Source organism: Caulobacter sp. GW821-FHT10A10 (genome assembly GCF_059415745.1).
On the sequence record NZ_JBWKNV010000002.1, the window covers coordinates 261831 to 286478 of the forward strand.

The following is a 24648-nucleotide window of genomic DNA, read 5'->3' on the forward strand; positions in this document are numbered from 1 at the left end:
GAGGGGTTGAAGATCCTGTCCGCTGCGAAGGCGGATCGGCTGGGTGAGGCGGCTCAAGTCTGAGAGACCCCTCATCCGTCATCCTGCGGATGACACCTTCTCCCGCAGGGGGAGAAGGACCATGTCCAGACATGGAAACGGCCGCTCCCTTTAGGGAAGCGGCCGTTTTGGTGGAGCTAAGCGGAGTCGAACCGCTGACCTCTTGAATGCCATTCAAGCGCTCTACCAGCTGAGCTATAGCCCCGAGGCTAGAAAGCCTTGGTCTCCCGGATGGTCGCCCGGGAAGGCGCGGAACCTATGTCGAGGCCCTTCCGGGATCAAGCCCCCTCCGTGAGGCGAGGCGCAAGTTTTCCGGCAAGTCTTCGGACGTTTCCGAAAATGGAAACGGCCGCTCCCTTTAGGGAAGCGGCCGTCTTGGTGGAGCTAAGCGGAGTCGAACCGCTGACCTCTTGAATGCCATTCAAGCGCTCTACCAGCTGAGCTATAGCCCCAAGGCTCTTTCGAAAATCCGAAGACTTTCGTCTGAATTCCTTAGTCTCTTCGACGGTTCCGAGTGGCTGTCCCCCGAAGAGGCGCGGAACCTATGCCGAGGTTTTTCCGGGATCAACCCCCTCGGCGAACTTTTTTTCGGGGTGCGACGAAACGCTGTGGAGAACCCGAAAACCCGGGGTCGGATCGCTCCGACCCCGGCGCATTCACCGCTTAGCGGTCGTCGTCTTCTTCGCCCGGGAGGCCTTCGATCTCGTCGCCGAGATCATCGTCGTCCTCGTCTTCCAGGAACGGAACGTCGTCGGCTTCGTCCTCGGCGAGGTCTTCGTCCTCGGCGAAGTCGACGCCCAGGTCGTCGCCGCCCGGAGCCGGAGCCGAGGTCGGATCGCCGTCCTCGTCATCGGTCTCGACGACGTCGGCCTCGGCCGCCTCGTCGATTTCCGGGGTTTCGTCGACCTCGTCCTCGAAGCCGTCCTGCTCCTTCGGAGCCGGGGCTTCCTTTTCGTCTTCGGCGTCGTAGTCCGGCGTGATGGCGCGGGCGCGCACGCGGCGCGACTTCAGCGCCTCTTCCGGATCGAACTGCTCACCGCATTTGGGGCAGACGGCCGGACGGCGGTTGAGGTCGTAGAACTTCGACTGGCAGTTGGGGCAGATTTGTTTTGCGCCCAAGTCGGGATTTGCCAAGGTGGCGACCCTTTGATCCTGATGGGAAAAGCGGCGGCTGACTTGCCATGACGAAGGGCCGCTGTCAAAAGCAAACCCCTTCGCGAAACACCTATGTTGCAAGGAGCCGGTTTCGGCATGACGACGGCTGGATTGAAGAGCACGCCCGGCGGAGCCCTTCGCGGTACGGTTCGGGCGCCTGGCGACAAGTCCATTTCGCACCGTTCGATGATCCTCGGGGCCCTGGCTAGCGGCACCACGACCATCGAGGGACTGCTGGAAGGCGACGACGTCCTGGCGACGGCCCGGGCGATGCAGGCCTTTGGCGCGCGCATCGAAAAGGAAGGCGTCGGCCGCTGGCGCGTCGAGGGCAAGGGCGGTTTCGCCGAGCCTTCCGACGTCATCGACTGCGGCAACGCCGGCACCGGCGTGCGCCTGATCATGGGCGCGGCCTCGGGCTTTCCCATGTGCGCCACCTTCACCGGCGACCATTCGCTGCGCGGCCGCCCGATGGGCCGGGTGCTGGATCCGCTGGCCCGCATGGGCGCCACCTGGCTGGGCCGCGACAAGGGCCGCCTGCCTCTGACCCTGAAGGGCGGGGGCCTGCGCGGGCTCGTCTACACCCTGCCGATGGCCTCGGCCCAGGTGAAGTCGGCCGTGCTGCTGGCCGGCCTGCACGCCGAGGGCGGCGTCGAGGTGATCGAGCCGGAAGCCACCCGCGACCACACCGAGCGCATGCTGCGGGCCTTCGGGGCCGAGGTGATCGTCGAGGACAAGAAGGGTGTGCGCCACGTGCGCCTGCCGGAAGGCCAGAAGCTGAAGGGCACGCACGTGCAGGTGCCGGGCGATCCGTCCTCGGCCGCCTTCCCGCTGGTGGCGGCCCTGATCGTCCCCGGCTCGGAAGTGACCGTCGAAGGCGTGATGCTCAACGTGCTGCGCACGGGCCTCTTCACGACCCTGCAGGAGATGGGCGCGGATCTGGTGATCTCGAACGTCCGCGTCGAGAGCGGCGAAGAGGTCGGCGACATCACCGCCCGCCATTCGCAGCTCAAGGGCGTGGTCGTGCCGCCCGAGCGCGCGCCGTCGATGATCGACGAATATCCGATCCTGGCCGTCGCGGCCGCCTTCGCCGACGGTCCCACCGTCATGCGCGGCATCGGCGAGATGCGGGTCAAGGAAAGCGACCGCATCGCCCTGACGGCGGCGGGCCTGCTGGCTTGCGGCGTCACGGTCGAGGAAGAGCCGGAAGGCATGACCGTGGTCGGCACGCGCGGCGGCAACCATCCGGTGCGCGGCGGCGGCAAGGTGATCACCCACGGCGATCACCGCATCGCCATGAGCCACCTGATCCTGGGCATGGCCGCCCTGGAGCCGGTCGAGATCGACGAGCCGGGCATGATCGCCACCAGCTTCCCGGGCTTCGTGTCGCTGATGACGGGCCTGGGCGGCTCGATCGTCGAGGCCTGATCCATGGGCTTCGTGATCGCCGTCGACGGCCCGGCCGCCTCGGGCAAGGGCACCATCGCCTCGCGCCTGGCGGCCCACTACGGCCTGCCGATGCTGGACACCGGCCTGCTCTACCGGGCGGTCGGGGTGCGGCTGCTGGAGGCCGGCGGCGACCTGGACGACGCCGCGGCCGCCGAGGCCTCGGCCCGGGGTCTGGATCTTTCCGAACTGGAGCGGCCGGAGGTGCGCACCCGCGCCGCCGGCGAAGCCGCCAGCCGCGTGGCCGTGCATCCGGGCGTGCGCTCGGCCCTGTTCGACCTGCAGCGGACCTTCGCCGGCCAGGACGGCGGCGCCGTGCTCGACGGTCGCGACATCGGCACCGTCATCGCCCCCGAGGCGCCGGCCAAGCTCTATGTCACGGCCAGCCCCGAGGTCCGCGCCGACCGCCGCTGGAAACAGCTGACCGGCCAGGGCGAAAGCGTCTCGTTCGAAGAGATCCTGGCCGACATCCACAAGCGCGACGAGCGCGACGGCGGCCGCAAGGACGCGCCCATGGCCCAGGCCGTGGACGCCACCTTGCTTGATACGTCGGAAATGACTATATCCCAGGCCTTCGATGCGGCTCTCCGCATCGTCGAGACGGCGCGCGCCCGGTGAGGAAACTCCAAGGGCTAATCTAACGCCCGCCTCGCCGCCGCTTTGGAAGCGCCGGATCGCATCAAAAATCCACTTCACCCGGAATCCCGAGAACCGTCATTCGACGGCGCTCATCGCAGGGCTTCCCACAACCCAGAGACCAAAGATCAGCATGGCTGACGATATGAGCTTCAACCCCACGCGCGACGATTTCGAAGCGCTCCTGAACGACTCCATGGGCGGCCGCGACTTCGCCGAAGGCTCCGTGGTCAAGGGCGTCGTTGTCGGGATCGAGAAGGACTTCGCGATCATCGACGTCGGTCTGAAGACCGAAGGCCGCGTCCAGCTGAAGGAATTCGGCGTCGACGAAGCCGGCAAGGCGACCATCAAGACCGGCGACACCGTCGAAGTCTTCCTCGAGCGCCTCGAGAACGCCATGGGCGAAGCGGTCATCAGCCGCGAAAAGGCCAAGCGCGAAGAAGCCTGGACCCGCCTGGAAGGCGTCTACGCCAAGAACGAACCCGTCATGGGCGCGATCGTCGGTCGCGTTAAGGGCGGCTTCACCGTCGACCTCGGCGGCGCCTCGGCCTTCCTGCCGGGCTCGCAAGTCGACATCCGTCCGGTCCGCGACGTCGGCCCGCTGATGGGCAAGGAACAGCCCTTCGCCATCCTGAAGATGGACCGTCCGCGCGGCAACATCGTCGTCTCGCGTCGCGCCATCCTGGAAGAAGCCCGCGCCGAGCAGCGCACCGAACTGGTGTCGCAGCTGCAAGAGGGTGAAATCCGCGAAGGCGTCGTCAAGAACATCACCGACTACGGTGCGTTCGTCGACCTGGGCGGCATCGACGGCCTGCTGCACGTCACCGACATGAGCTGGAAGCGCGTCAACCACCCGAGCCAGGTGCTCGCCGTGGGCGACACCGTGAAGGTCCAGATCGTCAAGATCAACCCGGACACCCAGCGCATCTCGCTCGGCATGAAGCAGCTGCAGTCGGATCCGTGGGACGGCGTCGAAGCCAAGTACCCGGTCGGCGCCAAGTTCACCGGCCGCATCACCAACATCACCGACTACGGCGCCTTCGTGGAGCTGGAAGCCGGCGTTGAAGGCCTGGTGCACGTGTCGGAAATGTCGTGGACCAAGAAGAACGTCCACCCCGGCAAGATCGTGTCGACCTCGCAGGAAGTCGACGTCGTGGTCCTGGACGTCGATCCGTCCAAGCGCCGCGTCTCGCTGGGCCTGAAGCAAGCCCTGGCCAACCCGTGGGAAGCCTTCGTCGAGGCTCACCCGATCGGCTCGACCGTCGAAGGCGAAGTCAAGAACGCGACCGAATTCGGTCTGTTCATCGGCCTCGACAACGACATCGACGGCATGGTGCACCTGTCGGACATCGACTGGAGCGTCGCCGGCGAAGAAGCGATGGCCCGCTACAAGAAGGGCGACCTGGTCAAGGCCAAGGTGCTCGACGTCGACATCGAGAAGGAACGCATCTCGCTCGGCATCAAGCAACTGGCCGGCGACCCGATGTCGGGCGACACCTTCCGCAAGGCTCAGACCGTGACCGTCACCGTCACGGAAGTGACCTCGGGCGGCATCGAAGTCCGCTTCGGTGAAGACGACGCCCCGATGACCGCCTTCATCCGCAAGTCGGACCTGTCGCGCGATCGTCAGGAACAGCGCCCCGAGCGCTTCGCCGTGGGCGACCGCGTCGACGCTCAGATCACCAACGTGGACAAGGCCGCGCGCCGCGTCTCGCTGTCGATCAAGTCGCTGGAAATGGCCGAAGAAAAGGAAGCCATCGAGCAGTTCGGCTCGTCGGACTCCGGCGCTTCGCTGGGCGACATCCTGGGCGCCGCTCTGCGCGAGCGCGCCACGAAGGACTAAGCTCCTGCCTAACGGCTTGAGCTGAAGACAGGCGGCGGCCGGAGCGATCCGGCCGCCGCTTTTCTTTTGCGGTTACTCCGGGCGCCCCCGAAGTCTTTGGGAACCGGTTGCAACCTTTTCCTTGAAGATTCCATGCCGCTTGGGCAAAGGTCGCGGCGCGCCGCTCCCTCGGCGCAGGGGACATCGATGATCAAGTCTGAACTCATCGCCAGGCTCGCGAACGAAAACCCGCACCTGACGCAAAAGGATGTGGAACGCGTCGTGGGCGTCATCCTCGAACGCATGATCGGCGCGCTGGAAGGCGGCGGCCGCGTGGAGCTGCGCGGCTTCGGGGCCCTGTCGGTCCGTTCGCGCCCGGCCCGGGCCGGCCGCAACCCGCGCACCGGCGAGACCGTCGACGTCCGCGCCAAGCACGTGCCGTTCTTCAAGAGCGGCAAGGAACTGCGCGCCCGCCTGAACGCGGAATAGTCGGCAGTCCGACTCACTTGCCCCTGCGGGCGAACCGCTTCAGCCTCTCGGCGTTGGATGTGCCGAGAGGGTTTTTCGCATGAGCATCGTCAAGGAATTCCGCGAGTTCATCGCCCGCGGCAACGTCATCGACCTGGCCGTCGGCGTGATCATCGGCGCGGCCTTCAACGGCATCGTCAAGAGCCTGGTCGACCAGGTGATCATGCCGCCGATCGGCCTGCTGACCGGCGGGCTCGACTTCTCGAAGCTGGAATGGGTGCTGCGCCCCGAGGATCCGTCCACCGAGGCGGTCGAGAAGGTCGCCATCCAGTACGGCGCCTTCATCAACACCCTGATCCAGTTCTTCATCGTCGCGGCCGTGGTGTTCCTGCTGGTCAAGCTGGTCAACCAGATCCGCCGTGCCGACGCGGTCGAACCGGCCCCGGAGGCCCCGCCCGCGCCGACCCCGGAAGAAAAGCTGCTGACCGAGATCCGCGACCTGCTGGCCAAGCCGGCGGTGAAAGCCGTGGCCCCGGCGGTCGCCGAAAAGCCCGCGCCGGCCGCCAAGAAGCCGGCCGCTCCGCGCAAGCCTAAGGCCTGATCCCTCTCCCCTTGCGGGAGAGGGTGGCCTGCGAAGCAGGTCGGGTGAGGGGTCTCTCAGACATTGGACGCCGCGACAGCCGATCCGCTGTCGCGGCGTTTTTCGTTCGTGCGACCCCTCATCCGGCGCTTCGCGCCACCTTCTCCCGCAAGGGGAGAAGGATGGGTCTCAGAAATCCACCGCCACGCCCTTGCGCTCCCAGTCACCGAAACGCGTCGGCTCGGGGCCGTCGCGGCCGCCCTGTTCGGCCGGCAGCGACGCGGCCGCCTCGGCGTCGCGGCGGGCGGCGGCCTCTTCCAGGGCGCGGCGGGCGGCGGGGCTGAGGTCCTTGCCGGGAGCGGCGCCCAGGCGGGCCAGTTCCGGGTCCTGAACCTCGGAAAGCGGGGAAGAAAGATCGTCGGACATGCGCTTTCATAGCACGAGACCCTCGATCTATCACCCAAGGGGCTTGCGCTCGCGCTCATTGCGGGGCACGGCGGGGCGGTGACTCAGGAATTGAACGACGGCCTTCCCGCTCGGGAAGCGGCCCTCGCCCTACTCGACGCGGCCCTTTCGCGCCGCGGCGGCCTCGACGAGGCCGCGACGACCAACGCTTTCCGCGCCTTGGAGCCGCGAGAGCGCGCTTTCGCGCGCGCTCTGGCCATGGCCGCGCTGCGCCGTCTGGGACCCGTCGACCGGGCCCTCGCCGCCAAGCTCAGCAAGGAGCCGCCGCCCCGCGTGCGCAACCTGCTGCGCCTGGGCGCCACCCAGGCCTTCTATCTCGAGGTGCCGGCCTTCGCCGCCGTCGCGACGAGTGTCGAGCTGGCCGGCGCCAACAAGGCCAGCCGCCCGTTCAAGGGCCTGGTCAACGCCGTGCTGCGCGGCCTGCTGCGCGACGGCGCGCCGTCCGACGATCCGTCCGACCTGACGCCGCCGTGGCTGTTCGCCCGCTGGGTCGGCGCCTGGGGCCAGGACGACGCCCGCGCCCTGGCCGCCGTGGTGGCCGAGGAGCCGGCCACCGATCTCTCCCTCAAGCCCGGAACCGACGTGGCGGCCCTGGCCGAGGCCCTGGAGGCCGAGGTGCTGCCGGGCGACACCCTGCGCACCCGCCGTCGCGGCGACGTCGCCGCCTGGCCCGCCTTCGAGGACGGCAGCTGGTGGGTGCAGGACGCCGCCGCCGCCGTTCCCGCCCGCCTGCTGGACGTCAAGCCCGGCGAGACCGCCGTCGACCTCTGCGCGGCTCCCGGCGGCAAGACGCTGCAACTGGCCGCCACGGGCGCCAAGGTCGTGGCCGTCGACCGTTCGGCCTCGCGCCTCAAGCGGGTCGGCGAGAACCTGGCCCGCATGAACCTCCAGGCCGAGGTGGTGGCCGCCGACGCCGCGACCTGGGCCGACGAGCGCGTCTTCGACGCCGTGCTGCTGGACGCGCCGTGCTCGGCCACGGGCACCTTCCGCCGCCATCCCGACGTGCTGTGGGCCGCCCGCCCGGGCGACATCGCCAGCCTGGCGACCGTGCAGTCGGCCCTGCTCGACAGCGCGGCCAAGCGCACCGCCCCCGGCGGCCGCCTGGTCTACTGCGTCTGCTCGCTGGAGCCGGAAGAGGGCGAGGCCCAGGTCGAGGCTTTCCTGGCCCGCCATCCGGAATTCTCGCTGGCCCCGATCGCCGCCGGCGAGGGCGGGGCGCCCGAAGCCAGCCTGACGCCGCGCGGGACCCTGCGCCTGCTGCCGCATCACCGCGAAGGCGGTCAGGACGGCTTCTTCGCCGCCCGTTTCGTCAAGGCCGCATAAGGCTGCAACTCAACCGCTCGCTTGTAGCGCGAGCCTTTGCCCGGTAAGCCAGGAACACCATGACCGCGCCGATCATCGCCCCGTCGATCCTCGCTTCCGACTTCGCAAAGTTGGGCGCCGAAGTCGCCGCCATCGAGGCGGCCGGCGCCGACTGGGTGCACGTCGACGTCATGGACGGCCACTTCGTGCCGAACATCACGCTCGGCCCAGACATCGTCAAAGCCATCCGGCCGCACGCCAAGATCCCGTTCGACGTGCACCTGATGATCAGCCCGGCCGACCCCTACCTGGAAGCCTTCCGCGAAGCCGGCGCCGACATCATCAGCATCCATCCGGAAGCCGGCCCCCACCTGCACCGCTCCCTCAAGCGCATCCGCCAACTGGGCGCCAAGGCCGGCGTGGTGTTCAACCCCTCGACCAGCCTCGACCACGTCGAATGGATCCTCGAGGACGTCGACCTGGTGCTGGTCATGTCGGTGAACCCCGGCTTCGGCGGCCAGAGCTTCATTCCCGGCCAGCTGCGCAAGGTCGAGGCCCTGCGCAAGCTGATCGACGCCCAGGGCCTGGACATCATCCTGGAAGTCGATGGCGGGGTGACCCCGGTCACAGCGCCCCAATGCGTCGCCGCCGGCGCCACGGCCCTGGTGGCCGGTTCGGCGGTGTTCAAGGGCGGCCCGGACGCCTACGCCGCCAACATCCGCGCCCTCAAAGGGGACTGACGCTACCGCATGACCGGCGCGCCCGACACGCCTTCCGCATCCCAGGCCGCCGGCCGTCCCGCTGGACGTCCTGTGCGCCGGGGATCCGTGTTGGCGCGGTCGATCGCCGCTTCGGTCCGCGCCGGCGTCGAGCGCGAGTGGTTCGGCTCGCCGCCGCACCGGGCGCTGATCTCCTCGCCGCGTCCCGTCGGCCTGGCCGCCCGGCCGCATGATCCCCGTCCGGTGCAGGCCCAGCGTGGCCGCCAGCTGCTGGACGGCGTTCTGACCCTGCACGACGAGAGCCTGAAGGTCGGGGCCGAGGGCGATCCCTTCGACACCCCCAGTCCCTCGCGCGCCTTCGCCGTGGCCCTGCACCGCTTTGACTGGCTGCCCGGCCTGCTGGCCCAAGGTCCCGAGGGCGCGCGGCGGGCCCTGCGGCTGATCCAGGACTGGCGGCGGGTGTTCGGAACCTGGAACCAGTTCTCGTGGTCGGGCGAGTGCCTGGAGCGCCGCACCTTCCACCTGGCCTGCGGCGCCAAGACCCTGTCGCCGGGCGCCTCGGACGCCGAGGCGACGGCCCTGGCCCTCGACATAGCCCGCGGCGCCCGTCAGCTGCTCAGAGCCTCCGACGCGCCCGATCGCGTCCTGGAGCGAGCCGTGGTGGTGACCATCGCCGGCACGGCCCTGGTCGGCAAGGCCAGCGACCGCCTGATGGCCGAGGGCCTGCGCCGGGTGCTGCGCTGCCTCGACACGGTCGTCCTGGCCGACGGCGGCCACGCCTCGCGCTCGCCCGAGGCCGGGCTGGAGCTGCTGTTCGACCTGCTGACCCTCGACGACGCCCTGGGCCAGCGCGGCCGGCCGACGCCGGAGGCGATGAGCCGGGCCATCGACCGCCTGTCGTCGGGCGCGCGCTTCTTCGCCCTGGCCGACGGACGGCTGGCGGCCTTCCACGGCGGCGAGGCCATCGAGCCGGCCCGCATCGCCGCCGCCCTGGCGCATGACGACCATGGCCCCCAACCGCCGATGGACATGCCGCACGCCGGCTTCCAGAAGATGCAGGGCGGCACGATCCAGGTGATGGCCGACGCCGGCGTCCCGCCCGTGGGCGCGCTCAGCCGTTCGGCCTGCGCCCAGCCCGCCGCCCTGGAGATCATCTGCGGCAAGGACCGGCTGATCACCTCCAGCGGCTGGAGCCCAGAGGCGGCCAACGCCCAGGCCTTCCGTCTGTCCGACGCCGCCTCGACCGTGTCGGTGGGCGGCGGCTCGGCCGGCCGGCCGCTGTCGGGCTTCCGCGCCGCCGCGCTGGGTCCCTGGCTGGTGGACGGCGCGACCAACGTCGAGTCCCGTCGCCACGACGCCGAGCAGGGCGTCTGGCTCGACATCGTCCATGACGGCTGGCGGCGCCTGGGCCTCAAGCACGCCCGCCGCCTGTTCCTCGACATCGCCGCCGACGAGCTGCGCGGCGAGGACAGCCTGATCCCGATGGCCGAGGCCAAGACCGACGGTCCGCGCCGCTATCATCCGTTCAAGATCAGCTTCCACCTGCACCCCGACGCCCGCGCCTCGCTGGCCCGCGACGGCAAGAGCGTGCTGATCAAGGGGCCGTCCAACATCGGTTGGTGGCTGCGCAACGACGCGCCCGACGTCGCCGTCCTGGCCGCCCCCCACTTCGACCACGGCCACGCCCGCCAGGCCGGGGTGATCGTCCTGAAAAGCCAGGTCCGCGCCGAGAAGGGCGCGAAGATCAGGTGGAAGCTGGCCCGGGCGGCGGATCATTAGAGGTCCTTCTCCCCTTGCGGGAGAAGGTGGCGCTGAAGGCGTCGGATGAGGGGTCTCTCAAAATTCCGACGTCGCGCCCAGCCTGACCGCCGTCACGGCGGACAGGGCTTTCGACCCCTCACCCGACCTCCTCCGGAGGCCACCCTCTCCCGCAAGGGGAGAGGGGCTAGTCCAGCGACCGCCCCTTCGTCTCCGGCAGCAGGAACGCCGTGGTCAGCACGCTGATCAGGGTGAAGATCACCGGGTACCAGAGGCCGGCATAGATGTTCCCCACCGCCGCCACGATGGCGAAGGCGCTGAAGGGCACGAAGCCGCCGATCCAGCCCGTGCCGATGTGGTAGGGCAGCGAAAGCGCGGTGTAGCGCACCTTGGTCGGGAAGAGCTCGACCAGGGCCGCGGCCAGCGGGCCGTAGAGGGCCGTGGCGCCGATCACGAACACCAGCAGCACGCCGAACACGCCCCAGAGGTTCATCCGCGCCGGGTCGGCCGCGGTCGGATAGCCGGCCTTGGCCAGCGCCGCCTTGATCGCGGCCTCGCCGGCGGCCTTCACCGCCTTGGCCTCCTTGGCGGGCAGGCCCTCGGCGCTTTTCGAGACGATGCGCGTCTCGCCAATCTGGACGACGGCGGGGGCGCCGGCCGGGCCGGTCTGGTTGGCGTAGGAGACGCCGGCATTGGCCAGGGCGCTCTTGGCGATGTCGCAGGACGAGACGAAGGCGGCCTTGCCGATGGGATCGAACTGCAGGGCGCAATCGCCGGGGGCGGCGGTGACGCTGACCGGCGCCCTCGCCGAGGCCTCGGCCAGGGCCGGGTTGGCGGCGCGCTCCAGCAGGTGGAAGCCGGGGAAGTAGAAGGCCAGGGCCAGGGCCATGCCGCCCAGCATCACCGGCTTGCGGCCGATCCTGTCGGACAGGGCGCCGAAGACGACGTAGAGCACCGCGCTGACCGCCGCGGCCCCCATCATCAGGCCGTTGATCGTGCCGGGCGCGACCTTGAGGAACTTCTCCATGAAGGTCTGGATGTAGAAGAAGGTGGTGTACCAGACCGCGCCTTGCGCTGACATCACGGCGAAGAAGGCCAGCAGCACCAGCTTGAGGTTCTTCCACTGGCCGAAGGCTTCGGCGTAGGGGGCCTTGGACGCCGCACCCTCTTCCTTCATGCGGGCGAAGGTCGGGCTTTCGCTGAGCTTCAGGCGCATCCAGACCGAGACCGCCAGCAGGCCGATCGAGACGGCGAAGGGGATCCGCCAGCCCCAGGCGTCGAAGGCCTCCGGCCCGATCAGGGCGCCCAGCGCCCAGCGGGTCGCCAGGATGACCAGCAGCGCCGCGAACAGGCCCAGGGACGCCGAGCTCTGCACCCACGATGTCGCCCGGCCGCGCTGGCCCGGCGGGGAATGCTCGGCGACATAGATCGCCGCCCCGCCATATTCGCCGCCCAGGGCGAAGCCCTGCACGCAGCGCAGGATGATCAGCAGGATCGGAGCGATGATTCCGGCCTGCTTGAAGGTGGGCAGCAGGGCGATGGCGAAGGTGGCGCCGCCCATCAGCAGCACCGTGGCCAGGAACGCGCCCTTGCGGCCGGCCTGGTCGCCGATCTTGCCGAAGACCAGGGCGCCGAGGGGGCGGAAGGCGAAGCCGACGCCGAACAGGGCCAGGGCGGCGATGTAGCCGGCGGTGTCGGACAGGCCGGTGAAGAAGGTCTTGGAGATGACCAGGGCCAGGCTGCCGAAGATGAAGAAGTCGTACCACTCGAAGGCGGTGCCGGCCGACGAGGCCGCCACCACCGTGCGCATCGACGCGCCTTCCTTGTGAGCCGCGCCCGGTACCGCTTCCGTCATTCGGAATTCCCCCTGATTGATCGGAGGATTAGCCCGGAACGCGGCGTCCTGGGAAGCCTTGGGAGAACGTTGTCAGGCGACGGCGGCCTGGGCCGCGGCGGCCGCTTCGGCGACGCGGACGATCTCCGACAGCAGGGCCGTGGGCGAGATCGGCTTGGCGGCCACGCCGTTCATGCCGGCGGCCAGGTATGTGGCGCGCTGATGGGCCAGGACGTTGGCGGTCAGGGCGACGATCGGCGTGGCGCCGGCCGGGCCGGGCAGGGCGCGGATGCGGCGCGAGGCCTCCAGCCCGTCGACGCCCGGCATCTGCACGTCCATCAGGATCAAATCGAAGCCGCGCTCGGCTGCCTCGACGCCCGACAGGCCGTCCTCCGCCGTCTCGACCGAGGCGCCCAGCATCTCCAGGATCCGGCGGGCGACCATGCGGTTGGTGGGGTTGTCCTCGACCACCAAGACCTTCAGGCCCTGCAGCATCTGTTCGTCGACGGCGTCGCCCTGGGCGGGCTGGGCCACCGACGGCGCGGCGATGGTCAGGCGGAAGGTCGAACCTTCGCCCTCGATGGAGGAAAACTCGACCTCGCCGCCCATCATCTGGGCCAGACGGCGAGTGATGGCCAGGCCGAGGCCCGAACCGCCGAAGCGGCGGGTGGTGCTGGCGTCGGCCTGCTGGAAGCGCTGGAACAGGCGCGCCTGGGCGTCCTGGGCGATGCCCACCCCGGTGTCGGCCACCTCGAAGGCCAGGCGGTCGGTTCCTTCGCGGCGCAGGCGCAGGGTCACCGAACCCGACAGGGTGAACTTCACGGCGTTGCCGACCAGGTTGAACAGGGCCTGGCGCAGGCGGGTGGGGTCGGCCAGCACGATCCCGACGTCCGGGGCCTCGACGATCAGGGCGAGGCCCTTGTGTTCGGCCTGGCCTTTCAGCAGGCGCGCGACGCTGCGCACCAGGTCGGCCGGGTCGATCGGCTCGGGCGTCACGTCCAGGCGGCCGGCCTCGATGCGCGAGAAGTCGATGATGTCGTCCAGCAGGGTCGACAGCATGCGGCCGCAGGCCAGCGCCTCGCCCAGCAGGTGGTCGGCTTCCGACGACAGCCCCTGGCGCTTGAGCAGGTGGATGATCCCCAGCACCCCGTTCATGGGCGTGCGGATCTCGTGGCTCATATTGGCCAGGAACTGGGCCTTGGCCTCGTTGGCGGCCTGGGCGGCGCGTTCGGCCTCGACCAGGGCCAGTTCGGCGCGCTTCTGCTCGTCGATGTCGAGCACCAGGCCATAGGCCTTGCGCACCCGGCCCGAGGCGTCGCGGCGCACCTCGTGGAACAGGCGGATCCAGCGCTCCTCGCCGTTGGGACGCACGACCCGGGCGTCGAAGGCCCGCTCGCCCCAGCGGCCGACCGCGCCAGCGGCGTAGACGGCGGCCACGTCCTCGGAGCGGATCATCGGCCAGATCGCCTGGCGCACGTCCTCGAAGGTGATCCGGCGGCCCAGGATGCGGTGGAACTCGGGCGAGCCCCAGAACGAGCGCTCGGCGTGGTCGATCTCGTAGACCCCGGCCTGGGCGGCGCCCAGGGCGGTCTTCAGCCGCCGGGCGTTGGCGCGAGCCTCGCGGCGGGCGTCGGCCAGGGCGGTGACGTCGTCCATGTAGGTGATGACGCCGGCGATCGCGCCGTTGGCGTCGCGCCAGGGGCGGGCCTCCCAGCGCAGGCGGTGCTCGCGGCCCTGGCCGTCGGTCAGGCTGTCCTCACGGCGCACCACCGTTTGCCCGGTCAGCGCGCGCTCGACGGCGGCGACGAAGCGCTTGCGCGCCCCATAGGTCAGCTCCTGCAGCGACTTGCCGATGACCTCGGCCTCGCTGGCCTGGAAGATCTCCAGGAAGCGGGGGCTGACCACCTTCAGGCGCAGGTCGCGGTCATAGAGGGCCACGGCGAAGGGCGCGCCCTCGACCAGCCGGCGGGCCTTCTGCTCGCCCCAGCGGGCCAGGTCGCGGTCGCGGGCGACCTCGGTGATGTTCTGCGAGATGCCGCGCAGGGCGAAGACGCCGCCGGGCCGCGGCTCGGTCTGGAAGGTGGCGCGGAACGAGAACTTCTGGCCCGTCGCGCCGCGCATGTGGTGCTCGATCGTGCCGCCCTGGCCGGTGCGTACGGCGCGGGTGAAAGTGGCCCGTACGCGGCTGCGCTCGGGCTCGTCGAGCTGGGCGTAGAAGGTCTCGGGCGTCGAGACCTGCTCGGGGCGCAGGCCGGTCAGGCTCAGAATGTCGCTCGACCACTCGATGCGCTGGGTGACGGGATCGAAGCTCCACACGCCGACGCCGGCCGCCGAGGCCAGCATCTCGCGGGTGCGGCGCGAGACGGCCTGTTCGGCCTTGCGCGCCACCTCGGCCGAGACGTCGCGCAGGGTGCCGACCATCTCGCCGGCCGGGCCCCGGCGCACGTGCGCCTCGAGCCAGACGCGGCGCTCGTCCTTGCAGACCATGCGCACCCGCAGGACCGTGCCGCCCATGGCGCGGATGACCTCGCCGGCCTGGATCAGCTCGGCGTGGTGCTCGGGGTCGATGAATTTCAGGGGCGGCTGGCCGATCAGTTCGGCGGCGGTCCAGCCGGTCAGGCGCGTCCAGGCCGGATTGACGGTGACGAAGCGGCCCTCGACCACGACGGCGAACAGGTCGTGGGCGTTCTCGAAGAACCATTGCGCGCTCTCGGCCTGGCTCAGAGGCGCGGGCGGCGTGTCTGGCGAGCGCGGCGAGGACAATCCCAGCTCCCGGCGGAAGGTGAGGCGGATCGTCGCGCCCAAGGGTAAACTTTAGGTTGGCGCCGGCTCGCGCCAGGCGAATATTTCCGGGTCTTGGTTTCCGGCCATCAACGAAAAACCCCGCCCGGATCGCTCCGGGCGGGGTTTGTGCGTTTTTTCACCTGAAAGAGGCGAAAGATCAGTAGCGAACGTTCAGGGTCAGCAGGGCCTGACGGGCCGGCGCCGGGTCGGCGTGGTGCACGCCGTTGGTGCGCAGGATGTAGCGCTCGTCGCTGAGGTTCTGGACGTTGAGCTGCAGGTCGACCTTGTCGTTGACCTTCCACGAGGCGAAGGCGTCGTAGCGGGTATAGGCCGGAGCGAAGACCCCGGTCGCGCCGCCGCCAGCGCCGCCCTGGTTGCCGCCGAAGCTCTTGGAGGCGCCGTAGACGCCGCCGCCGATCGAGATCTGCGGCAGGACGCGGTAGGTCGTGAACAGGCTGTAGGAGTGCTTGGGCGTGTTGGCCAGCGGGTCGCCGATGTTGACGCTGGTGATGGCGCCGCGGACCAGCTCGCTGTCCATGTAGGTGTAGCCGGCGAACACCTGCCACTTCGGAGTCACCTTGCCCGACGCGCCCAGCTCGACGCCCTGCACGCGGGTCTTGCCGGCCTGCTCGTAGGTGCTGGTCGTGGCGTCGACCAGGATCTGGGCGTTCTTGCGCTCGGTGCGGAAGATCGCGCCCGACAGGGCCAGCTGGTCGCCGAACAGGTTCCACTTGGCGCCGAGTTCGACGTTGGTGGACTCTTCGGGATCAAGCAGTTCGTTGGCGAGGTTGCCGGTGCCCGAGCCCGAGGCGGTGTTCTGGTCGCCGCCCGAGATGGTCGGCGGGGTCGAGGACGTGGCGTAGGAAGCGTAGACGCTGCTGCTCGGGGTCGGCTTGTAGACCAGGCCGACCTGGTAGTTGACGAAGTCCCACTTGGCGGTCGCGAGGGTGGCGTAGGTGACGGCCGTGATCACGCCGTTCGAGGAGGCGGCCGTGGCGTTGTAGCCGTCGGTCTCGTACTCGTCGTAGCGCAGGCCGAGGTTCAGCAGCAGCTTGTCGGTCAGGTTGACGGTGTCGAAGCCGTAGAGCGCGGTGGTCTTGGTCACCGAGCGCGAGGACGGGCCGCGGGTGATGATGCCTTCCCAGGCGTCCGACGGGTTGGGGGCGTACAGACGGGTGCAGTCGCCGACGCCGGCCGTGGTGACGTTGTTGGTGAAGCCGGTCGGGCAGGTCGAGCCCTTGGTGGTGTAGATGACGTACGAGGCGTTGTCGTTCACCTCGCGCGACACTTCCAGGCCGATGTTGAAGCTGTTCTTCAGCGAGCCGAGGTCGAATTTGCCGCTCAGGTCGGTGACCGAGGCGACCGTGGTGGTCTCGTTCCAGCGCGACTTGGTGCCCCGCTTCATCCACCATTCGCCGGCCACGAACTGGGCCGCGCCGCCGTCGCCCGGGTTGGTGACCAGGTAGTCGTTGACCGACTGGCCGATGCGCACGGCCTGACGGACCGTCAGGTTGTCGTTGATCTCGTGCTTGATGATGAAGGTGCCGATGTCGGCGCTGGTCTTCTGGAAGTCGCGGTCGAGGCCGTAATAGGCGTCGCGCGAGACATCGAGAATGCCGTTGGCCGGACGGGTGCGGCTGTCGGTGCCCGCCACGCCCCAGGTGCGCTTGCTGGCCAGCGGGATGCCGTAGTCGGGGTCCTGGTCGGTGTCGAGGTGGTAGTAGGTCAGCGTCGCCTGGGTGGGGGTGCCGATGCCGAAGGCCAGCGACGGGGCGATGCCCCAGCGCTTGAAGTCGACGCTGTCACGGCCGGGGGTGTCGCCCTGCGTGCCCATCAGGTTGAGGCGGAAGGCGGCGTTCTCGGCGAACGCATAGTTGGCGTCGACCGTGCCCCGGAAATAGTTGTCGGTGCCGGCCGCCAGGCCGCCGCGGACGAAGTTCTGGGCCTTGGGGGTCTTGGTCGACAGGTTGATGCTGCCGCCGCCCGAGCCGCGGCCGCCATAGGCCGAGTCAGCGCCCTTGACGACTTCGACCTGCTCCAGGGCGAAGACTTCGCGCGACTGGCCGCCGCTGTCGCGGATGCCGTCGACGAAGATGTTGTTGCCCGAGGCCTGGCCGCGGATGAACGGACGGTCGGCCAGGGGCTGGCCGCCTTCGCCGGCGCCGAAGGTGATGCCCGGCGAGGTGCGCAGGATGTCCTGCAGCGAGGTCGAGGCGGTCTGCTCGATGATCTGCGACGAGATCACCGTGATCGAGCGCGGGGTGTCGACCAGCGGGGCGGTGTACTTGCCCGACTGCATGTCGGTGGCCTTGCGGGCGTCGACGGCGATGCCGGACACTTCCTGCACGTCGGCCGCGCTGGTGGCGGGAGCCGAAGCCGGGGCGGTGGCGACCGGGGCCGCGTCCACCGCGTCGGCGGCGAAGGCGGCGGGCGCCATGGCGAGGCCGGCGACCCCGGCGACGGCGGCGGCGCCCAGGGCGCGACGGGCGTGGCTGCGAACGCCGGCGGCGGCGGGCGAGGAAGGCTTTTGCATCTTGTCGAGAGACCCCAGCTCGGGTCGCGGAGGGAAGGATCCGCGGCCCTTGTCCTGAAATTGCGAGGCGTTCTTAGTTATGCCTTTGCCGGGGTGCAATAATAATCAGTCGCAGGAGGAGCGCGGCCACGGATGCACGCCGCAACCGTGGCCATAATGCAACGTATCGCCTTCGTATCAGGCGCCGCGGGCCACGAACCAGCCGTTGCGGAAGCCCTGGTCGGCCTTGCCATAGAGGAAGGGCTCGCCCTCGGGGGTGGTGAAGCGGCCGCCGGCGGCGACGATCAGGGCGTGGCCGGCCGCGGTGTCCCATTCCATGGTCGGCCCGTGGCGCGGATAGATGTCGGCCGCGCCCTCGGCGATGCGGGCCAGCTTGATCGACGAGTCCATGGGCGCGCGCAGGCTGAAGCCGTACTGGTCGGCTAGGGCCGTGGCCTTGTCTTCCTTCATGGTGTGGCTGACCAGGGCCAGGGCCTCGCCCTGCGGCCAGGCGCGGGCCCGGACCGGCGTCTCGTCGCCGGTCGGTCCTTCGCGCTTGAGCACCCCGCCTTCGGCCGTGAACCACACCTCGCCGGTGGCCGGGGCGCAGACGGCGCCGGCCACGGGAACGCCCTGGTCGATCAGGCCGATGTTGACGGTGAAGTTGGGATCGCCGCGCACGAAGGCCTTGGTGCCGTCCACCGGGTCGACCAGGAAGAAGCGCGGGCCGATCTGGTCGGGCGTGCCGTATTCGCAGGCGTGCTCCTCGGAGATGGCGGGGATTTCGGGGAACTGCTGGGCCAGCAGGGCCAGGATCACCTTTTCGCCGGCGCGGTCGGCCTCGGTCACCGGGCTCTCGTCGGCCTTGCGCACCACGTCCAGCTCGGTCCGCCAGAACGGCAGGATCACCTCGGCGGCGGCCTCGACGATGCGGGCCAGGTCGCGGCCGATGTTCGCCGGAAGGGGGGCGGAGCTCATGCTTGTCCTCGGGGGTCGTCGCCGACGAAGTCCAGGGTCACGACGCGGGCGTCGATCGTCTGCTTGCCGGCCTCTTCGAAATTCACGGTGACGCGATGGCCGGTCACGGACTGCACCTGGCCAAGGCCCCAATCGGGTTGGCCGGGATGGCGCACCAGGGCGCCGGGTTCGAGAAAGGGATCCATCACACGCACCTGATAGAGGCTGGCGGCGCAAAGCGGGAGCGGTTTTAGGCGCTCGGACGCCCTAAAAGTCGTCGCCGTGATCCGGCGGTCCCGTTTGCCAAAGTCCCAAATCACGCCAAAGATCGCGCCATGACCGACACCGAAGCCACCGCCTCGCCCGCGCCCGCCGCCACGCTTGACGTCAACGGCCCGGATTTCGCCGCCCTGGTGGCCGCGCGCCTGTGTCATGACTTCATCAGCCCGGCCAGCGCCATCGTCTCGGGCCTGGACCTGCTGGAAGACCCCAGCGCCCAGGACATGCGCGACGACGCCATGAGCCTGATCACCAGTTCGGCCCGCAAGCTGGCCGACCTGCTGCAGTTCACCCGCGTGGCCTTCGGCGCCTCGGCCTCGGCCGAGAGCTTCGACTCCCGCGAACTGGAAAAGCTGGCCCAGCAGGGCGTCTTCGCCCACGTGCGCCCCAACCTGACCTGGGACATAGCGCCGCAGTCGCTGAACAAGGCCGCCTCGCGCGCCCTGCTCAACATCGCCCAGATCGCCGCCAGCGCCCTGCCGGCCGGCGGCGAGGCCACGCTGCGCGCCGTCGTCGCCGACGGCCGCACCGCGATCACCGCCGACGCCGTCGGCCCCCGCGCCCGCCTGCGTCCCGAGGTGCTGGCCGGCCTGAAGGGCGAGCCGCTGGGCGAGGGCCTGGGCGGTCCCTGGGTGCAGGCGGCCTATCTCCATGCGGTAGTCCGCGCCGCTGGCGGCCAGATCGGCGTCGAGATCGCCGAGGAGCGCGTCAGCATCGCCGCCTGGACGCCCGCCGACTGATCGGCTGACTGAACCGTACGTTTTTCGGCGACGTCACCGCTCCTTAACCCGGACCACGTCATCCTGCTCCTCTACGATTTGGAGCGTGCCGTGAAGACCTGCCTCGTCGTCGACGACAGCCGGGTGATCCGCAAGGTCGCCCGCCGTGCGTTGGAAGACATCGGCTTCGACATCGCCGAGGCCGCCGACGGCATGGAGGCGTTGGCCTGGTGTCGCGCGGCCATGCCCGACGCCGTCCTGCTCGACTGGAACATGCCGGTGATGAACGGCCTGGAATTCCTGCAGCGCCTGCGCCAGGAGCCGGGCGGCGACGCGCCGGTGGTGGTGTTCTGCACCGTCGAGAACAAGGTCGAGAACATCCGCCTGGCCCTCGACAACGGCGCCGACGAATACATCATGAAGCCCTTCGACGGCGAGATCATCGCCGCCAAGTTCGCCGAGGCGGGCCTGCTATGACCCCCGAGGACATGGATCTGCTGGCGGCTCTGGGCCGCACCCGCGCCGGCCTGAAGGTCGAGACCGACAAGCACTACGTGGTCGAGAGCCGCCTGGCGCCGCTGGCGCGCCGCGAAGGCTATCCCTCGATCGACGCCCTGGTGGCGGCCCTGCGCGCCAAGCGCGAGGAGCGGCTGATCTGGGCGGTGGTCGAGGCCCTGACGGTCAACGACACCGCCTTCTTCCGCGACCGCGCCACCTTCGCCTTCCTGCGCGACACGGCGCTGCCGGAGCTGTCGCGCCGCCGCAAGGACGGCTCGGTGCGGATCTGGAGCGCGGCCTGCTCGACCGGCCAGGAGATCTATTCCCTGGCCATCGCCGCCGACGAGGCCCGCAATCTCGAGCCGGGCGTCCGCTTCGAGTTCTTCGCCTCGGACCTGTCCGAGCGCTGCCTGGAGAAGGCCCAGAGCGGCCTCTACACCCAGTTCGAGGTGCAGCGCGGCCTGCCGATCCGGCTGTTGATCAAGCATTTCGAGAACCAGGACGAGACCTGGGCGATCTCGCCCCGCATCCGCCAGGCCGTACGCTGGCGGCGCATCAACCTGATGTCGGACCTGTCGGGCATGGGCGCCTTCGACCTGGTCATGCTGCGCAACGTGCTGCCGGGCCTGGACCCGTCGGTGCGCGCGCGCCTGGTCGAGAGCCTCGCCGCGCGCCTCACCGAGGACGGGCTGCTGGTGCTGGGCGAGGCCGAGAGCCTGGCCGGCGTGACCGAGGCCCTGCATCCGGTGGCCGGCCGTCCCGGCGTGTTCGCCCGCGATCCGGCCTACCGCGCCGTCGCGGCCTGAAGCTTCTCTGAGCGAAACGACCCTGAGCGTCAGCCCAGGCGAGGCGCGGGTCGGGTAACCGCCTGAGCCATGCCCTCGCGCTGGCCGCGTAGCCACGACGCCAGCGTCCGCCACGCCGACGGCGGCGGTTCCGGCGCGTCGACCATGGCGCGCGCCAGCTTGCCGAACAGCAGGGCCGTGGCCCCGGGCGCGGCCAGGGCGCCGCGCGTGTCCAGCCGCTCGACCACCCGCCGCGACATCTGCCGGTAGCGCACGGGCGGGGCGGTCTCGCGCGGCTCGGGCGTGCGGCAGTCCGAGAAGTCGAGCGACAGGCCGCAGCCCGCCTCGATCGCCTGAGAGACGGCGGCCCGGTAGTCGGCGTCGCGGCCCAGGCGGTCGACGTCGATGACGAGGTCGGCCTCCGGCAGGGCCTGCAAGTAGGACAGGATGTAGATCGACAGGAAGGCGGCGAACGACACCTTGGCCGGCGCGCGCTTCAGTCGTCCCCGCACCGCCGCCAGCCGTCCGGCGAAGCCGTGGCCGCGGGAATCCGGCACCTTCAGGTCGCCGCGCAGGCTGTCGGCCTCGGCGAACTCCGACATCAGCACGTACTGGCAGATCTCGAAATAGGTCGGCCGGGGGCGCTTGCGCAGGGAGTAGAACGACAGCCACTGCTGCAGCGGGTCGCGGATCAAAACGATGTGGAAGCCGCCGAACCGGCGACGCAGCCACTCGATCTTGCCCAGGGTGCGGCAACAGGCCAGCACGGGGACTTCCCCCTGGACCTGGGCGTGATCGACGAGGCCGGCGACATAGGCCTGCTGCTGCGGATCGTCCTGCTCGGGGGCCAGGCGATAGCCGTCGAGGGCGAAGCGCTCGTGATAGCCGGCCACGCCGCCTTCGGCGGTGATCAGGTCCGAGAATTCCGCGAGGTAGGGACGGTCGCCGCCCGGGTGGCGCAGCCGCGTGTGCTCGGGCGTCTCGCGGGCGATGATCTCGTGGGTCATCGTCTCGAGGTGTTCGTGCCAGGGCTCGTAATAGGCCCGCACGCCGGCCAGGGCGCGGAACCGGCTCCAGATATAGGTGCTCGAGCAGCGCCAGCCGCTGTGCACGAACACGGGGGGAAGGGCGGAATCGAGGGAAGCGACCGGAACCGACATGACCACAGCGTGGCTTGCGGACTTGGCCTGGTTATCTCCCCGAAGACAGAAAATCCGAGTCTTTTGTGTCAGAATTGCAAAGTTTGATGCGTGGGCGAGGGGCGCGCCCGTTTCTCGACGTCATCGGCGTAATCTGGCGATCCGAACGGAAAGGGGCCCGCCTCAGGGTTGAGACGGGCCCCTCGCATCCAGTCGAGGCGACGGGATCAGTTCTTGGCGTCGCGGGCGGTGTCGGTGACGGCCTTGCCGGCCGACGAGACGTCCTTGCCGGCGCCTTCGACGGTGTTGCAGGCGGCGACGGTCAGGCTGGCCGCCAGGGCGGCGAAAATGATCAGCTTGCGCATGGGGAGGTTCTCCGCTTTTCGCCCTCGTGGGCGGATGATGGATCGCCCAGAGCAAACGTGGCCGCGCGGCCTAGGTTCCGGTCTGTTGCTGCACCGGGGGCAGGGCCTGGGGCGTCGGGAACACAAGCCGCACAAGGAGCCCGCCCATCGGGCTGACGTCGAACTTCACTTGGCCGCGAAGCTGGCGGGCGAAGGCGGTCATCAGGGTGCGGCCCACCCCCTCGCCCGGTCCGGACGGGGCGCCGGGGCCGTCGTCACCGATGGCCAGTTCGGCCTCCTCGCCGCGCACGAAGAAGTCCACCGTCAGCGCGCCGCCGCGTTCGGCCAAGGCGTGCTTCTGGGCGTTGGTGATGGCCTCGACCGCGAACAGGGCCAGCGGCGCCAGGCGGTCGGGGTCGATGACCAGCGGGTCGGCGTGAACCTCGGTTCGCACTGCGCCGGGGCCGTTGATGTCGCCGGCCAGCAGCAGGGCGGTCAGCTCTTCCAGGAACGGCCGCAGGTCGACCCGCTTGAGGTCGGGCCCCTGGTAGAGGGCGCGGTAGATCTGGGCGAGGGCGGTGATCCGCTGGCGGGTGTCGTTCATCGCCGTGCGCGCCGCCGGGTCGGTCAACGCCCGCTGCTGCATGTTGAGCAGCGAGGTGATGATCTGCAGGTTGTTCTTCACGCGGTGGTGGATCTCGCGCATCAGCGAGTCCTTCTCCGCCAGGCTGTCGCGCAGCGAGGCGTCGCGCTGGACGATGCCGACGGCCATGTCGTCCAGCGTCTTGGCCAGTTCGCGGATCTCCGGCGGGGCGCGCTCGGAGGCCTGCACCGGGCGCACCGTGAAGCGGCCCTTGGCGTAGATCGCCGCCACCCGGCGCAGATAGACGATCCAGCGGATCACCTCGCGCTCGGTGGCCCAGAACACCGCCATCAGGGCCAGGGCGAAGGCCAGCAACGGCAGCAGCATGCTGGAGATCGGGTTCAACGAGGCCCAGGAGACGATGCCGGGGGCCGGGGCCGACAGGATCACGAAGACATCGTCCTCGACCAGCGAGGCGGCCGAGAACAGTCGCCGGCGGCCCTGGGCGTCCTTGCCCGACCACAGCACCGTGCGGCCCTGGTCGATCTCGTCGCGCAAAGCGGGGCGCGGCTCGCCGAAGGCGCCGGGCGTGGTCGCCGAGAACACCTGGCCGCGCGAGTCCGCCAGGCCGATCTCGGCGCCGTCGGGCAGGAAGCGGTTGGCGGTTTCGGGCTTGAGGCTGGACAGGGTCAGCACCGCGGCCATGGCCCCGTCGAACACCCCGGCCGAGTCCTCGGCGCGGACGGCGGTCAGCACCGAAGGCTCGCCCGAATAGATCGCGCCGGGCGTCGGGGCGACGGCCAGGTGGGCGCCGGCGGCCAGGTCGAGGAACCACGGACGGTGGGCGCGCTCGGGGTCACGCGGCGTCGTTCCCGCCGCGCAGGCCACGCGGCCGTAGGAATCGAAGCGGATCAGGTTGGCGTAGCCGGGCAGGCGGGCCTTCACCGCGTCGAGCCGGCGCGCGCATTCCAGCCCCACCGAGCCGGGGCCCAGGGTCTGGAGCAGCACGCCGGCCGCCTCGATGCGGGCGCGGGCGATGGCGGCGCTGCGCCCGGCGGCGAGCTCGAGGCTCTGCCGCCGGGCGTCGCCCTCGTGCTTGAACACGAGGGCCGACTGCAGCGCGCCGATCAGCAGCACCGGCAGCAGCGCCAGGGTCAGGGTCAGCAGCAAGCGGACCCGGATGGTGCCGACGACCTCCGCCGCGCGGCCGTACACGCGCTTCACCGCTGGGTGCTCAAACGCTCCGCATCGGCCAGGATGGCGTGCATTGCGTCGCCGGCGGCGGCGCCGTCACGCTCATAGCCGCCCGACTCGAGGATGGCCTGCAGGGCCCGGCGGGCCCGGCTGACCCGGCTCTTCACCGTGCCGACCGCGCATCCGCAGATGTCGGCCGCTTCCTCGTAGGCGAAGCCGCCGGCCCCGACCAGGATCAGGGCTTCGCGCTGTTCGGGCGGCAGCATGGCCAGGCTCATGCGCAGCTCGTCCAGCGCCACCGGCGCTTCCGGATCGTCGACCGCCACCAGGGTCCGCTCGGCGGCCTCCTGGTCGAGCTGGCTCTGACGCCAGGAGCGACGCTTCTCCGAATAGAACTGGTTGCGCAGGATCATGAAGGTCCAGGCCTTCATGTTGGTGCCGAGCTGGAAGCTGGCCCGGGCGTCCCAGGCCTTCATCATGGCGTCCTGCGCCAGGTCGTCCGCGGCCGTCGGATCACCTGTGAGGGTGCGCGCGAAGGCCCGCAGGTGCGGGATGAGGGTGACGAGCTCTTTCTTGAAGGTCTCGTCACGGACCGGATCGATGGGCGACCGGCCGACTTGCGCTTCGCTCATG

At 69.9% G+C, this 24648-nt stretch carries 21 protein-coding genes, 2 tRNA genes and 1 pseudogene; 11 read left to right on the forward strand and 13 right to left on the reverse strand.

Going from position 1 to position 24648, the window contains the following annotated elements; genetic code table 11:
- Window positions 1-168: 168 nt before the first annotated feature.
- The 3 genes from AC07NS_RS06100 to AC07NS_RS06110 form a co-directional block, all read right to left on the reverse strand.
- A tRNA-Ala gene (locus AC07NS_RS06100) sits at window positions 169-244 on the reverse strand.
- A 171-nt stretch (window positions 245-415) separates the two neighbouring features.
- Window positions 416-491, reverse strand: a tRNA-Ala gene (locus tag AC07NS_RS06105).
- A gap of 211 nt (window positions 492-702) precedes the next feature.
- On the reverse strand, window positions 703-1173 hold the full coding sequence (locus AC07NS_RS06110) for a TIGR02300 family protein (RefSeq protein WP_494602206.1): 471 nt from the start codon (window positions 1171-1173) through the stop codon (window positions 703-705).
- A 117-nt stretch (window positions 1174-1290) separates the two neighbouring features.
- Between AC07NS_RS06110 and aroA the strand changes: the two genes are divergently transcribed.
- From aroA to mscL, 5 genes and pseudogenes are all read left to right on the forward strand, one after another.
- The gene (aroA, locus tag AC07NS_RS06115) at window positions 1291-2619 is read left to right on the forward strand and encodes a 3-phosphoshikimate 1-carboxyvinyltransferase (RefSeq protein WP_494602208.1); all 1329 of its coding nucleotides are present in this window, start codon (window positions 1291-1293) and stop codon (window positions 2617-2619) included.
- Window positions 2620-2622: 3 nt separating this feature from the next.
- The gene (cmk, locus tag AC07NS_RS06120) at window positions 2623-3255 is read left to right on the forward strand and encodes a (d)CMP kinase (RefSeq protein ID WP_494602209.1); all 633 of its coding nucleotides are present in this window, start codon (window positions 2623-2625) and stop codon (window positions 3253-3255) included.
- Window positions 3256-3406: 151 nt separating this feature from the next.
- Window positions 3407-5116, forward strand: a complete 1710-nt coding sequence (gene rpsA / locus AC07NS_RS06125; protein ID WP_110120435.1) for a 30S ribosomal protein S1 — start codon at window positions 3407-3409, stop codon at window positions 5114-5116.
- Window positions 5117-5302: 186 nt separating this feature from the next.
- A complete protein-coding gene (locus AC07NS_RS06130; protein ID WP_110120436.1) occupies window positions 5303-5584 on the forward strand; it encodes an integration host factor subunit beta in 282 nt (93 codons plus the stop codon).
- Window positions 5585-5663: 79 nt separating this feature from the next.
- A pseudogene (gene mscL, locus AC07NS_RS06135) lies at window positions 5664-6074 on the forward strand (large-conductance mechanosensitive channel protein MscL); the annotation flags it as partial.
- A gap of 258 nt (window positions 6075-6332) precedes the next feature.
- Here mscL and AC07NS_RS06140 read toward each other — a convergent pair.
- Window positions 6333-6569: a DUF1674 domain-containing protein gene (locus AC07NS_RS06140; RefSeq protein ID WP_494602210.1), complete on the reverse strand. Its 237-nt coding sequence runs from the start codon at window positions 6567-6569 to the stop codon at window positions 6333-6335.
- Between the two features lie 78 nt (window positions 6570-6647).
- Between AC07NS_RS06140 and AC07NS_RS06145 the strand changes: the two genes are divergently transcribed.
- The 3 genes from AC07NS_RS06145 to AC07NS_RS06155 are packed head-to-tail and all read left to right on the forward strand — an operon-like array spanning window position 6648 to window position 10408.
- The gene (locus tag AC07NS_RS06145) at window positions 6648-7931 is read left to right on the forward strand and encodes an RsmB/NOP family class I SAM-dependent RNA methyltransferase (RefSeq protein ID WP_494602212.1); all 1284 of its coding nucleotides are present in this window, start codon (window positions 6648-6650) and stop codon (window positions 7929-7931) included.
- A gap of 59 nt (window positions 7932-7990) precedes the next feature.
- On the forward strand, window positions 7991-8650 hold the full coding sequence (gene rpe / locus AC07NS_RS06150; RefSeq protein WP_058348977.1) for a ribulose-phosphate 3-epimerase: 660 nt from the start codon (window positions 7991-7993) through the stop codon (window positions 8648-8650).
- A gap of 9 nt (window positions 8651-8659) precedes the next feature.
- Complete coding sequence (locus tag AC07NS_RS06155) at window positions 8660-10408, forward strand: heparinase II/III family protein (RefSeq protein ID WP_494602214.1); 1749 nt, start codon at window positions 8660-8662, stop codon at window positions 10406-10408.
- Window positions 10409-10574: 166 nt separating this feature from the next.
- Here AC07NS_RS06155 and AC07NS_RS06160 read toward each other — a convergent pair whose 3' ends face one another.
- The 5 genes from AC07NS_RS06160 to AC07NS_RS06180 form a co-directional block, all read right to left on the reverse strand.
- Window positions 10575-12242, reverse strand: coding sequence for an MFS transporter (locus AC07NS_RS06160; protein ID WP_494602216.1), 1668 nt, complete (start codon window positions 12240-12242; stop codon window positions 10575-10577).
- A gap of 72 nt (window positions 12243-12314) precedes the next feature.
- Window positions 12315-14984: a PAS domain S-box protein gene (locus AC07NS_RS06165; protein WP_494602218.1), complete on the reverse strand. Its 2670-nt coding sequence runs from the start codon at window positions 14982-14984 to the stop codon at window positions 12315-12317.
- A gap of 178 nt (window positions 14985-15162) precedes the next feature.
- Window positions 15163-17538: a TonB-dependent receptor gene (locus tag AC07NS_RS06170; protein ID WP_494602220.1), complete on the reverse strand. Its 2376-nt coding sequence runs from the start codon at window positions 17536-17538 to the stop codon at window positions 15163-15165.
- 177 nt (window positions 17539-17715) lie between these two features.
- On the reverse strand, window positions 17716-18495 hold the full coding sequence (cysQ, locus tag AC07NS_RS06175; RefSeq protein WP_494602222.1) for a 3'(2'),5'-bisphosphate nucleotidase CysQ: 780 nt from the start codon (window positions 18493-18495) through the stop codon (window positions 17716-17718).
- Window positions 18492-18683, reverse strand: a complete 192-nt coding sequence (locus AC07NS_RS06180) for a DUF3553 domain-containing protein (protein ID WP_110120443.1) — start codon at window positions 18681-18683, stop codon at window positions 18492-18494. Before AC07NS_RS06180 ends, cysQ begins: the two co-directional genes overlap by 4 nt.
- Window positions 18684-18809: 126 nt before the next feature.
- Between AC07NS_RS06180 and chpT the strand changes: the two genes are divergently transcribed.
- From chpT to AC07NS_RS06195, 3 genes are all read left to right on the forward strand, one after another.
- Window positions 18810-19493, forward strand: coding sequence for a histidine phosphotransferase ChpT (gene chpT, locus AC07NS_RS06185; RefSeq protein ID WP_494602223.1), 684 nt, complete (start codon window positions 18810-18812; stop codon window positions 19491-19493).
- 78 nt (window positions 19494-19571) lie between these two features.
- Window positions 19572-19949 (forward strand): response regulator, encoded by a 378-nt coding sequence (locus AC07NS_RS06190; protein WP_494602224.1) that lies wholly within the window; start codon window positions 19572-19574, stop codon window positions 19947-19949.
- A complete protein-coding gene (locus AC07NS_RS06195; RefSeq protein WP_494602225.1) occupies window positions 19946-20776 on the forward strand; it encodes a CheR family methyltransferase in 831 nt (276 codons plus the stop codon). Before AC07NS_RS06190 ends, AC07NS_RS06195 begins: the two co-directional genes overlap by 4 nt.
- Before the next feature lie 29 nt (window positions 20777-20805).
- On the opposite strand, the gene AC07NS_RS06200 is transcribed toward AC07NS_RS06195, so the two are convergent.
- The 4 genes from AC07NS_RS06200 to AC07NS_RS06215 form a co-directional block, all read right to left on the reverse strand.
- The gene (locus AC07NS_RS06200) at window positions 20806-21915 is read right to left on the reverse strand and encodes a hypothetical protein (RefSeq protein WP_494602226.1); all 1110 of its coding nucleotides are present in this window, start codon (window positions 21913-21915) and stop codon (window positions 20806-20808) included.
- 206 nt (window positions 21916-22121) lie between these two features.
- Window positions 22122-22259 (reverse strand): entericidin A/B family lipoprotein, encoded by a 138-nt coding sequence (locus AC07NS_RS06205; RefSeq protein WP_110120447.1) that lies wholly within the window; start codon window positions 22257-22259, stop codon window positions 22122-22124.
- 70 nt (window positions 22260-22329) lie between these two features.
- The gene (gene phyK, locus AC07NS_RS06210; protein WP_494602227.1) at window positions 22330-24045 is read right to left on the reverse strand and encodes a sensor histidine kinase PhyK; all 1716 of its coding nucleotides are present in this window, start codon (window positions 24043-24045) and stop codon (window positions 22330-22332) included.
- Complete coding sequence (locus AC07NS_RS06215; protein WP_110118973.1) at window positions 24042-24647, reverse strand: sigma-70 family RNA polymerase sigma factor; 606 nt, start codon at window positions 24645-24647, stop codon at window positions 24042-24044. Before AC07NS_RS06215 ends, phyK begins: the two co-directional genes overlap by 4 nt.
- Window position 24648: the final 1 nt, after the last annotated feature.